Annotated in this window: 9 protein-coding genes; 7 read left to right on the top strand and 2 right to left on the bottom strand. The window is 36.8% G+C overall.

From position 1 onward, the window contains the following. The first annotated feature begins 177 nt into the window (after nucleotides 1-177). On the top strand, nucleotides 178-1,644 hold the full coding sequence (dtpA, locus tag PR809_RS00765) for a dipeptide/tripeptide permease DtpA (RefSeq protein ID WP_102139282.1): 1,467 nt from the start codon (nucleotides 178-180) through the stop codon (nucleotides 1,642-1,644). Nucleotides 1,645-1,719: 75 nt separating this feature from the next. Here the strand turns inward: dtpA and glpX are convergent, their stop codons facing one another. Continuing rightward, complete coding sequence (gene glpX / locus PR809_RS00760; protein ID WP_181490166.1) at nucleotides 1,720-2,697, bottom strand: class II fructose-bisphosphatase; 978 nt, start codon at nucleotides 2,695-2,697, stop codon at nucleotides 1,720-1,722. A 161-nt stretch (nucleotides 2,698-2,858) separates the two neighbouring features. Next, nucleotides 2,859-3,782, bottom strand: a complete 924-nt coding sequence (locus PR809_RS00755) for an AEC family transporter (protein ID WP_102139280.1) — start codon at nucleotides 3,780-3,782, stop codon at nucleotides 2,859-2,861. A gap of 595 nt (nucleotides 3,783-4,377) precedes the next feature. Here PR809_RS00755 and PR809_RS00750 point away from each other — a divergent pair. From PR809_RS00750 to PR809_RS00725, 6 genes are all read left to right on the top strand, one after another. Then, nucleotides 4,378-7,206, top strand: a complete 2,829-nt coding sequence (locus PR809_RS00750) for a DUF2339 domain-containing protein (RefSeq protein WP_206276550.1) — start codon at nucleotides 4,378-4,380, stop codon at nucleotides 7,204-7,206. After that, entirely contained in the window at nucleotides 7,203-8,687 is a 1,485-nt protein-coding gene (locus tag PR809_RS00745; protein ID WP_166266977.1) for a DUF3999 family protein, read from the top strand. Before PR809_RS00750 ends, PR809_RS00745 begins: the two co-directional genes overlap by 4 nt. Nucleotides 8,688-8,854: 167 nt before the next feature. Then, on the top strand, nucleotides 8,855-9,124 hold the full coding sequence (locus tag PR809_RS00740; RefSeq protein ID WP_102139277.1) for a hypothetical protein: 270 nt from the start codon (nucleotides 8,855-8,857) through the stop codon (nucleotides 9,122-9,124). Between the two features lie 73 nt (nucleotides 9,125-9,197). Beyond that, the gene (locus tag PR809_RS00735) at nucleotides 9,198-9,611 is read left to right on the top strand and encodes a GFA family protein (protein ID WP_166266981.1); all 414 of its coding nucleotides are present in this window, start codon (nucleotides 9,198-9,200) and stop codon (nucleotides 9,609-9,611) included. A 183-nt stretch (nucleotides 9,612-9,794) separates the two neighbouring features. Then, complete coding sequence (gene psiE, locus PR809_RS00730; RefSeq protein WP_172412229.1) at nucleotides 9,795-10,202, top strand: phosphate-starvation-inducible protein PsiE; 408 nt, start codon at nucleotides 9,795-9,797, stop codon at nucleotides 10,200-10,202. A gap of 295 nt (nucleotides 10,203-10,497) precedes the next feature. Next, complete coding sequence (locus tag PR809_RS00725) at nucleotides 10,498-12,051, top strand: AbgT family transporter (protein WP_102139275.1); 1,554 nt, start codon at nucleotides 10,498-10,500, stop codon at nucleotides 12,049-12,051. Nucleotides 12,052-12,116 lie beyond the last annotated feature (65 nt).

The raw sequence follows: 12,116 nt of genomic DNA, 5'->3' as shown, positions 1-12,116 counted from the left end.
TGAGATCCATAAACAAGCCTACACACAGTTTTGTTTATTTTGAGGTCAGGGAATGATACTCCTCCTACCAAAAGTGAATCTTTTCAACTTTGAATTCTTGAGATCATAACAATGCGAGAGCGTATAGAGCGTTCCGTGGTTTTTTTGCATATGTACAGGTTGTACTAGAGGTAACTTGTGTCCACAACAAATAACAAAGAGGAAGTTAGTCTTAACGCGTTTAAGCAACCTCGCTCATTCTATCTTATTTTTTCTATCGAACTCTGGGAACGTTTTGGTTACTACGGTCTTCAAGGGATCCTTCCAATATACCTAAGCCAAGTGCTGGGTATGTCAGAAAAAGAATCAATTACACTTTTCTCAGCGTTCGCAGCGTTAGTTTATGGCTTTGTTGCGGTAGGTGGCTGGTTAGGGGATAAAGTCCTTGGCACAAAACGTGTGATTGTTCTTGGAACAATCACTCTGATTGCAGGGTATGCATTTGTTGCTTTCTCAGGGCATGATGTGTCGATGGTCTATGTTGGCTTGGCGACTATTGCGGTTGGTAATGGTTTATTTAAAGCGAATCCATCATCACTCTTATCGACTTGCTATGAAAAAGATGACCCACGGTTAGATGGCGCATTTACCATGTACTATATGTCCGTGAATATTGGTTCATTTTTCTCAATGATTGCAACGCCATGGTTAGCGAAACATTATGGTTGGGATGTTGCGTTCTCTCTTAGTGTTGTGGGCCTGATTATCACATTGATTAACTTCTATATGTGTAAAAAATGGGTTTCTCAACATGGCTCAAAGCCTGACTTTGCACCTGTCGTTATTTCAAGGTTAGTTGCTACAGTTGCAGGCGTTATTGCATTAATTGCGATTTCTACATGGTTATTGCATAACCTTGGTATCGCACGTGCAGCATTAGCGATTATTTCTTTGGGTATTTTAGTTATCTTTATCAAAGAAACATTAGCACTAAAAGGTACGGCTCGTCGCCGCATGATTGTTGCATTGATTTTAATGCTTGAAGCGATAGTATTCTTCGTTCTTTATAGCCAAATGCCTACCTCATTAAACTTCTTTGCATTACATAACGTAGAACATGAAGTTCTTGGTTTTTCTATTGAACCTGCGCAATATCAAGCTCTGAACCCATTATGGATTATGATTGGAAGCCCAATTTTAGCCGCGATTTATAATAAAATGGGGGATAACTTACCAATGCCACATAAGTTTGCGATTGGTATGTTGCTATGTTCAGCTGCATTCTTAGTTTTACCACTAGGCGCTAAATTTGCAAATGAAGCCGGTATTGTTTCCGTTGAATGGCTGATTATTTGTTACGGCTTCCAAAGCATTGGTGAGCTGATGATCTCTGGCCTTGGGCTTGCGATGGTGGCTCAGTTAGTTCCGCAACGCTTAATGGGCTTCATTATGGGCGCATGGTTCCTAACCAACTCAGCAGCTGCATTTATTGCGGGATATGTTGCCTCAATGGCGGCGGCACCAGAAGGTGAACTTACCAGCAAAGTCGAATCTTTGGCTGTGTATAGTGACGTATTCTTGAAGATTGGTTTAGTGACTGGTGTGATTGCAATTTTGATGGTTTTAACCGCTCCGATGTTAAATCGTATGACTCTTGAGCGTTAATTTTCATCTTAAGTTGCAGTAATCAAAAGGGCTAAGAAGCCCTTTTGATATATGTGACATACGGTAATAGACGTATTAATTAAAATAGCGGTTATTAATCAGTTTTAGCGAGCGGTCACGGCCATTAACCAAAATGGTATTCGAAATACGGCTGTACGCATCTATTGATACGCCATCCATCAAGATTGTTGGTGTGATGGCTGTGGCGGCAAAGATAACATCAGAAGTGCTGACCATCTGGTCTAAAGATAAAACCTCACCAATTTCTAACCCCATTTGTTGGCAACGCAAAACTTCTTGTGCCGCGAGTTGTTTGTTTTCTTCGCTATCTCCTTTAGCTTTATCTCGAGAAACTAGCCTTGCTTGCATGTCACCACCTAAAGCGCGTGCGATGGCTGCACTGATAATACCTTCAGGAGCACCGCCAGTTCCATACATCATATCAATTGGGTGCTCAGGAAGGATAGTCAGTAATGAGGCGAGTACATCACCATCAGGAATGGTAATCACATTTGCACCAAAATTACGGATAGTCTTAATAATATGTTGATGGCGAGGTTTATCAAGCACTGCGATTGAAAGACTTGAGATTGGTTTATTCAATGCAGAGGAAAGGAACTCTAAATTTTTCTCTAGGGGATTGGCAAGGTGTACGGCCCCTTTAGCTGCGGCCCCAACAACAAGTTTTTCCATATACATATCAGGTGCTTGAAGTAGTGTTCCTGTTGGTGCCGCCGCCAGTACGGCAATGGCATTTTTTTCATTGCAAGCGACCATGCGAGTTCCATCGATAGGATCTACCGCAATATCTAATCCAACAGAACCAGATTGTTTACCAACTTGTTCACCAATATATAGCATGGGAGCATCGTCGATTTCACCTTCACCAATGACAATTTTGCCATGAAAATCAATTTCATTTAGGCGATTTCTCATCGCTTCTACCGCGGCTTTATCTGCAGCATTTTTATCTTGTTTACCCACCCAATCGAAGGCAGCAACTGCAGCGACCTCGGTAACGGAAGCGATAGCAGAAGCTAACTCATCACTAATTTTCATTTTTTGTTTGTATCCCAGATGTATAAAAGAAAAGTATTTATCACTATGATACGTTTTTTGTGATCTATCTGGCAAATAATGGGTGATTAAATCGACAGAGAATTTGGCGGCAGAATGTAATGGTAGCCTAAACATCGGCTACCATTAATTGAAAATTAAAGCATCTCGACGATAGTGATACCGCCAATAATCGAAATTAAGGCAGCTAATGTACTTAATAACACGGTTCCTGCTGAGGTTTCAGTATAGGCTTGGTTGCTAATGGCCAATGCGGGCACTGCGGTCGCGGTGGGTAATACACCAATAATAAATGCAGCTTTCAGTAAATCATCTTGTAAACCTAAAGCGAGTCCAGTTCCTAAAATTAGGGCTGCTTGAACAAAGTTTTTAATAAAAACGTTAAATACAATTTCCTTACTAATTGTCAGTTTGATCCCAGAAAGGAGTAATCCAAGGAAGAATAGGGCGACTCCGCCTGCTGTTTTCCCTAATTCATTGACTGAATTTTGTAATATCTCCGGTAATTTAACGCCCAAAATAGCCAGTATTGCCCCTAGAATAGGAAGAAAAACTAAGGGTTGGGCAATGGCTTTACCAACAGATTTTAAGATACTGTTTCCTTGTTGTGACCCGCTGATCATTAAGAGAGTAAATGGAATAATAATAACGGTATAAATAAGGTTACCTAATACCATTGCTATTAAGCCTGATGACCCGACAGTTGCAAGTAATACAGGTGGCCCACAGTAGGCCATATCAGGAAAAGATACCGACAAGGCTTGCATAGCTGCATCTTTTTTATTATGGCGAAAAATAAATTTACCAAAAATAAAACCAATCACGTATGTTGCAATTAATCCTACGGCCAATGCTAATAAATAGTCAATATTGAGTAATACCGAGGGTGGTGCTTGTGCAGCAGCAAGAAATAGTGCAAACGGTAATGCTATTTTAACAACAAAGTCAGCAAAAGCTTGGGAATACTCTCGTTTGATGAACCCATATTTACCCGATAGCCAACCAACGGCTAATCCAAGAACAATGGGCCCTAAAGCAGCAAGTATAATGTGAGTTAGCATTAAAAAATTCTCCCGATAATATGCGGTAGGCCTTATTTCATAAAAATTCAGTTAAATGACAGTTAACACTTTCCCTTGCGATTAATCTCAGTCTAATTAAAAAATTTATACATTTCATCAATGTGTAATAAAGAAAATAATTAATATTATCTTTAAGTGGCTATAGTCATTTAAGGATAATAAATATTAGAGTAAATATTTTAAAATAAATATATTATATAAATAACATAATAAAAATAATTGTACTAATAAAATTTTCATTATTAATTAGTTAAGTATCTGAAAATGAATATCGAAAAATAGACACTCAATCACTTATCTATTTTCCATGAATTAAACTATCATTAAATGATGATTAAGGGTTTTCTTAGTTACTAAAATAACGAATGAGAGTATTAATAAGTCATAAAAAACGGGTGAGGGTATTGCTTCTTTTTTGTTCAGAGTATAGCTAAAAGTAGAGTGTAATGAATTATTTTGTAACAGTTTATTACATTTGGTTGGCAAGGGGATCAATGCTATCTACACTAGCAGTAATCGTGGTCTTTATTTTCCAGATTCTAAATTGTGAATTTTATTATGAGGAAACCTATTTGTGGATACTTGGATACTAGTAGGACTCGTATTAGTTTTTCTGCTAGTGCTAGCTCCGATACTTGCTATCATTGCCATCAATCGAACTGGTCGGTTGCAGTATCAAATTTCGCTATTAAATCAGAAGGTTTCCTCATTAGAAGCTCTCCTTTCTAACTCTAAACCCTCACAAAGTGTATCTGTTGATGATGTAACGGCTCCCCAACCAAGCTTCGATGAAAAACAAGATGTCTTCTCAATGAGCCATGCTACTTATCAGCAGGCTGAAAAAGAACATGGTTTATCTGATCATGCTTTATCTAGTAATGCGAGCTCGGTTCCCATTACGGAACAAACTGTTTATGAAGATCCTCTCGAACGCTCTCCAATTAATGAAAACATCAACTCAAATAGGTTTGATAACTCGACAGCACCGCAAATAGACCCAAATCGGTTTAATCATAATGAACGTAAAACAGATCAAAATAATCAAAATGCGGTTAGTCATGATAAATCAATATTCAGCCATTTCTTTAGCTGGTTAATAAAAGGAAATCCTGTTGCGAAAATAGGTATTCTGTTGTTATTCCTAGGTGTGGCGTATTTACTGAATTATAGCGTGCAAAATGACATTATTTCACCACAAATGCGTTTAATTTTCAGTGCAGTAGGGTGCTTAGGCTTACTTGGCGTTGGCTGGTGGTTACGGAATAAAAAGGCATTATTTGGGTTGATTTTACAAGGGGGAGCAATAGGCTGCTTGTATATCACTATTTTTGCTGCCTTTAAATTATATACGATGGTGCCATATGGAATGGCATTTGCATTTATGTTGCTTATTTGTGCTGCAAGTATTGCTTTGGCCTTATTGCAGCGAACGATTAGCTTAGCGGTTTTGGCATCAATAGGCGGGTATTTAGCACCTGTATTACTATCGACTGGTGGTGGAAGCCATGTTGTTTTATTTTCTTATTACCTGATGCTATCTATTGGTATTTTAGTTATTAGTGTGTGGCAGGCTTGGCGCCCTTTAAATTTAGTCGGTATGGTGATGACTTATGGCGTTGCCGTTTTATGGGGGGTAGATAATTACCAGCCAGACTATTATTTATCCTGCCAACTCTTTATTATTGCTAATTTAGTCGTATTTAATGCTTTAACTCAACTATTTTCACTACGTTTTGAACATAGCAAGCAACTTATTGTTGATAATACGCTTCTGTTTGTTCCTCCCTTTGTCAGTATTGCTCTTCAATTCTTTATTTCACAAGGGGAAGGTTTGCTGCCGGCCTTTATTTCTCTGATGATAGGCTTGTTATATCTGGTTACTGGTTTGCAAGTGCATAAACGCTATAAATCTGCTGGCAAGAATATGGCATTAGCAAATATTATTATTGGTGCTGGATTTATCACGTTAGCTATTCCACTAGCGTTAACATTTGAGTGGACCTCCATTATTTGGTCATTAGAAGGTCTGTTAATCCTTTGGTTTGGTTTACAGCAAAACCAGAAAAAAATGGCGGCGATTGGCTCTTTATTGATAGTTATTAGCGCAATTACTTTATTAAGTGATTATCCTTATCTATATTGGAGTCGCAGTAGTACTTATATGGTTCCAGTGCTATTAGTCGCATGTTTTATGGCGGGTGGGCTTTTCCATACTCGCCGTAAAGAAGATAGTAACTTTACTTTATTTAGTTATGGTTTCTTAATTATAGGGTTGGTAACGTGGTTTTGTTGGTTACCTTTATTTACCGATATTTTATCGTGGAGCCGTGAATCTGAAGGCTTTATTATTTTAGTCTTGGTTGTTATTTCTGTTTGGTTTTGGCGTTTATATGCTATCCATATTAATTGGGTGCCGTTGTTACTGTGCCAATCTATCTTGTGGATTGCGGGCTATTATTATCTTAGTTTAGATTTCGTTAACGACCAAAACCCAATGGGACGTGGCGAAGGTTCTCTTATATGGCCAGTTGTTTTGGGCAGTTCTGTTTTATTTGTTATTCATGCATATAAGCTTCGTGACCCCTGGATGCAAAGATGTCTCCATAGCGCTAATTTATGGTTAATTCTTGCGTTTATTGGTACTCAAGTAAATTGGTTCGTTTCTATTTTACCTTGGGGAATGCACGAAGTCGGGTATTTTATGTATATCATGGCCATAACACTAACCATTATTGTTCTGTATTGGCTACAACAAAGTAGAATGCCACCGATGAAACGAAATGGTCTGATTTATTGGTATTCGATGCTTCCTGTCGCTGTCGGGCTAATTATATTGTCTAGCTATGCTAATTTAGAAGATGGCAAACTGACGTTTTGGAGTTATATACCATTAATCAATCCATTAGATGAAGCTGGGTTATTTAGTATAGCGGCGCTAGTTTTGATACGTAGAGGGTTCACGCAGAAAATACGTAAAGTGACAGCGGTTAATTTTTGGGTTCTGCGTAGTTTATTAGTGGCCACTATTGCACTTTCTGCTTATTGGTTTAACGGTATTTTAATTCGTGCAACAGCAGATTTCGCAGCACTGAGCTGGAATTATGAAACCCTCTATGATTCGCGCTTAGTACAAACTGTACTTTCTATCAGTTGGGCATTGGCTGCATTAGCCTGCATTATTGTTGCCGCTCTCAAGAAAAACCGTATTTGCTGGTTTATAGGGGCAGGTATTTTTGCATGTGTTATTGCCAAGTTATTCTTAATTGATATTTATGGGCAAGGTGGTATTTCTCGTGCAATTTCCTTTATTGGTGTTGCATTGTTAATTTTAATTGTTGGGTATTTTTCGCCATTACCACCAAAAGAAGCAAAAGGGAAAGTCGAACAGGAGATGCAACCATGAGTTTAATAAAAAACACAAGACTAGGAAAGTTTATTGCTGTCCTCTCTTTATCATTATTTTCTAGTTACATGAATGCAGAGACAGTAGAAGAGACGACACCTTATAGTTTTTATCAAGGCTCAGAAATAAATGTGCTTGATACATCGACCCCTTTTTATTGGTTAGAGCTTCCCGCAAATGCGTATATTAATTCAGCGTACCCTAAAACGTTGCAAGATGTTCGAGTTTTTAATGGCACTGGTAATGAAATGCCTTCCGTATTATTTTCTGATACTGAAAAATCCGTCTCTAATGAAAAAGTGGTTTTTACACCACAACGTTTAGTGACCCAAGTTGACAGCGTTAATTCCGATGATGATGTGCGTAGAGAAAGGCAACATCTACTAGTCGAATCTATCCCAGGTAAAGTGAATAGAATTGAGTTGCCTAGTATGCAAGTGAAAGATAATGTTGCTTATCAGGCTTATTTATTAACGAGAAATCAAAACCAAACTAAAGATGCCCCCGTTAAGAGCCTGACATTAGACTGGGCTAAAAGTGAGAAAGAGTGGCAGGCAAAGGTATCTATTTTTGCTAGCGATGATAAAGAAAATTGGTTAAATGTAGCATCGAACCAGCCAATTATGAATTTAAAATTAAATTCTGAAACTATTGTAAGTAATAATATTGAATTATTGAATGGTAATTCAAAAGCATTAAATGCACCTTATCTTATGGCTGTAATTGTAAGTGCTCCAGATATTGTTATACCCGATTTATTAAAAGTAGATGCAACTTCTAGCGTATTCAATTCAACTCACCGTCAAGAACTATTTCATTTTGAGATGACGAACGATGGAGTTTCAAAAGATCATATAATCTATCAGTTACCTAGAGCACTGCCGTTAAGTGAATTACAAATACAGTTGCAACAACCAAACCGCGTGATCCCCTTAAAAATCGAGTATTCATCTGATCGCGGTGAAAGCTGGAAATTACTCACTAATATTGTCGCCTATAATCAAACAATAGATGGTGATTTAGTCAGTAATCCAAGCACTGCACTTTATGGCGAAATGGTAGGGAAAGTAAAAATTTCTGCGCTCAAAGGCAGTTGGGAGGATCAACCGCCAAGATTAACGGGAAAACGAGATGCTTATAACCTTATTTTTAATTTACAAGGTCCCTCGCCATATTTGCTTGTTTGGGGAAATAAACAAGCAAGCTTTGATAAATTAACCACAAGTCAGCTTGTAGGAAAACCAGATAGTATTGATGAATTAATGACGAATTACCCCCAGTTATTTCTTGATAACACAATCATTGAGTTGGGAGGGGTAGATAGATTAACTTCAGTAGAAGAGGCTGATGATAATTTTAACTGGTTGACAATTACTTTATGGATACTGTTATTTATTGGTATCTTAGTATTGATCTATTTTTGCTGGTATTTATTAAGAGAAGTTAATTCTTCAGATAAAGCTAATCATGAAGAGTTATAACTAGATATTTTTATTAGCCAAATAGGGAATAGTACCCTATTTGGTTCCAATTTACGTCTTTGACAATTCTGACATCTCTTTACTCAAGCATGAGCACACTTACCTTTAGTCTGTTTTTTCTGACAAGGATTTGCGCTAAAACAATCATAACGAAATAGGAGATAATGATGGAAAGAACATTACTGGCTCGTATATTTATTGTGATTGTTATTTTGACCGGTTCTTCAATAGTAGCTCAAGCTGCAAATAATACCGTATTAACAGAATTTATAGCACATAATCAAGTGACGTATGAGTATGTGTTACAAAATACAAACCAAAGTGAAGCAGACATAGAGTTTGAACGAGAAACAAAAGAGCTTGATAGTTCTCAACTGCGTAATATTATTAATGATAAACGTTTTACTGGTCGGCAATTTAGAATAGATACAAAGTAAGTAATAACTAAATTTTTACTGTGGTTATATTCATATTGAGTAATAAATCAGCTATCTAAATAAAGGAAATTCTATGCATCAAGGCCAATGTTTATGTGGTTCTGTAAAAATCACAACAGCAAAAGATATTAGCCATGTCAGTGTATGCCATTGCGGAATGTGTCAAAAATGGAATGGTGGCCCAGGTTTTAGTGTTGATTGTGGTAACGATTTAATAGTAGAGGGGCAAGAAGCTGTGACGATCTTTGCATCATCCGAATGGGGAGAGCGTGCATTCTGTAAGAATTGTGGTTCACACCTTTTTTACCATTTACTTTCACCGTCAACATACTATGTATCAGCAACCTTATTTAAAGAGAGTAAAGATGCGCAAATGAGTATGCAGATTTACATAGATAGTAAGCCCCAATATTATAATTTTGTAGAAAAAACGCCCATGTTGACAGAGAAAGACATTATGGAAATGATGTCACCGTCATCGGATTAAAATTTCTAATTATTACGTTAATAGTAAGCCATAAGGGGTTTAACGGTAGCTGTTCAGACTGTATTTTTTGATACTATTCGTTAAATTAATTTCTTGTTTGTCATGCGAGTGATTTAAATTTGTTTTACAATTAAGAAAATAACTAGGTTTAAACGTTGTTCAGAGGGATAACAAATGAATAGTATGAAAGGAATGCGTCATGCGAGTAATATTGCGTGGGTACTACAATGGATACTAAATATTGGCTTGATCTCACTCGCTGCTGTACTTGTATTCTTTTTAGCTAAAGAAACGGTAACAATGGCCTCATTAATGTTTGGTAGCTCAAAAGGGGCAACGGCCTATGAATTATTAGAAGGCATTGTCATTTATTTTCTGTATTTTGAGTTTATTGCCTTGATTATAAAGTATTTTATGTCAGGGTATCACTTCCCATTAAGGTACTTTATATATATAGGTATAACGGCAATAATTCGTTTAATTATTGTTGACCATAGTGACCCAATGACAACGCTTTTGCATGCAGGAGCAATTTTAGTACTTGTTGTTGCACTTTATATTGCAAACACTGAAAAATTAAAGCGTGAATAGCATACATTAATATAATTTACTGGCATGCAAAAAAAGGTGTAATTATTATTCCTTTTTTTGTATGTGTGACATCGAAGGCAAATACTTAAGCTATATATTCTGCATCTAAATCTATAAATTAATAAAATTTAAGATATGTGATATTTGGTAATTAAAATTAATATAAAAATTTCTAATATTTTATTTTGAAACTGGTTTATCCTGTTAAAACTAATCACAAAAGTATTTTACTTTTATATATAGGTTATTTACTGTTATAAAGTTTCTATTCTAATAACATAAGTAGCTTGTAAATATGACAACAAAAACACTCCCCAAGAAGAAAGGGTTTTTAAACCGTGTTGAGCGCATTGGTAATGTTATGCCTGATGTGACTATGCTGTTTGTTTATGCCCTGATTATATGTTGGTTTTTATCTTATCTGCTTTCTTTCGTAGATTTTAGTTATTACCATCCTATTTCAAAAGATAAAATCGCTATAGTTAATATGTTTCAGTATGAGGAAATAATATTATTTATTACTGCGGCAGTTAAAAATTTTATTAACTTCCCTCCTCTTGGTATAACGATAGTGGCAACGTTAGGTATTGGTATTGCGGAAAGTAGTGGTTTTATTAATACTGCATTGAAAAAAATGCTGTCGTTTATTTCACCTAGAATGCTAACGCCTACAGTAGTATTTGTCGGGATCGTTTCTCATATTGCTTCGGATTCTGCCTATGTCATTTTAATGCCAGTTGCAGCGATGATGTTTTATGCGAGTGGTCGTCACCCGTTAGCTGGGATTGCTGCTGCATTTGCAGGTTTAGCAGGTGGATTTACTGCAAGCTATACACCATCAATTATTGACCCAATAATGCAAAGTTTTACGCAAGATGCTGCGCAAATGCTAGCGCCAGGTTATAGCGTGAATGTTCTATGTAACTATTTCTTTAGTTTGGGCGGAACATTTGGTGTTATTTTTACTTGCTGGTTTATCACTGAAAAAATTGTTGAGCCATGGCTGAATAAAAACTGCCCGATCAGTTTAAATGAAGTTGACACTGATTCTGAAAAAGATTTAGGTAAAATTACTGTTGCTGAAAATCGTGCTTTTCGAATTGCAGGTTTAGTGCTAATTGCTTTAGGTATCGGGTTATTTGCATTGTTATGGCCAGAAAATTCACCATTACGTGGGCCTGACGGTAGCTTAACTAGCCCGAAAGCACCTATTATGCAAATTGTTGTGCCTTTACTGTTTATTTTCTTTGCTTTGCCAGGCATTGTTTATGGCTACATGACGAGATCTTTTACATCAACAAAAGATGTTGTTAAAGCAATGGAGAATATTACTAAATCACTTATCCCATTTATTGTTTTCGCTTTTTTTGCTGCCCAATTTTTATATTCATTTCAACATTCTAATTTAGGCACATTATTGGCGCTTTCAGGGGCTGAGTTATTACGTACACTCGATATGCCATCTGGAATGACTGTTTTTGGAGTAATTCTATTAACCGCTATTTTAAATATTATGATTACTTCAGCGACGTCTAAATGGGCAATTATGGCGCCAGTATTGGTACCTATGCTAATGGCTGTGGGAATTTCACCTGAATTAACACAAGCAGCATTTCGTGTCAGTGACTCTGCGATGAACGTGAGCACACCGATGTTTCCGTTTTATCCGTTAATTCTGATGTATTGTCAAAAATATTATAAAAATGCAGGAATAGGAACATTGTGCTCAATGATGATCCCATTCACTGTTGGGTTATTAATTATTTTGACTTCAACATTATATTTGTTCTGGGCTTTTGATATCCCAATTGGTTTCGATAGCGGTTACACGTGGCATCCTGCACAATAGGTAGAGCCAATACCCTGTCTATTAAATAAATAGATAGGGTAAGTATAGTTAATGCAAGGAATATA

The organism is Providencia sp. PROV201 (assembly GCF_028479545.1).
GTDB lineage: Bacteria > Pseudomonadota > Gammaproteobacteria > Enterobacterales > Enterobacteriaceae > Providencia > Providencia huaxiensis.
This window is presented reverse-complemented; position numbering and strand designations above follow the sequence as displayed.

Bases quoted from the DNA above. Each gene is read 5' to 3' on its own strand.
- psiE (WP_172412229.1), top strand. From the start codon at position 9,795: ATGAAAGGAATGCGTCATGCGAGTAATATTGCGTGGGTACTACAATGG.
- PR809_RS00745 (WP_166266977.1), top strand. From the start codon at position 7,203: ATGAGTTTAATAAAAAACACAAGACTAGGAAAGTTTATTGCTGTCCTC.
- PR809_RS00725 (WP_102139275.1), top strand. From the start codon at position 10,498: ATGACAACAAAAACACTCCCCAAGAAGAAAGGGTTTTTAAACCGTGTT.
- PR809_RS00740 (WP_102139277.1), top strand. From the start codon at position 8,855: ATGGAAAGAACATTACTGGCTCGTATATTTATTGTGATTGTTATTTTG.
- PR809_RS00755 (WP_102139280.1), bottom strand. From the start codon at position 3,782: ATGCTAACTCACATTATACTTGCTGCTTTAGGGCCCATTGTTCTTGGA.
- PR809_RS00735 (WP_166266981.1), top strand. From the start codon at position 9,198: ATGCATCAAGGCCAATGTTTATGTGGTTCTGTAAAAATCACAACAGCA.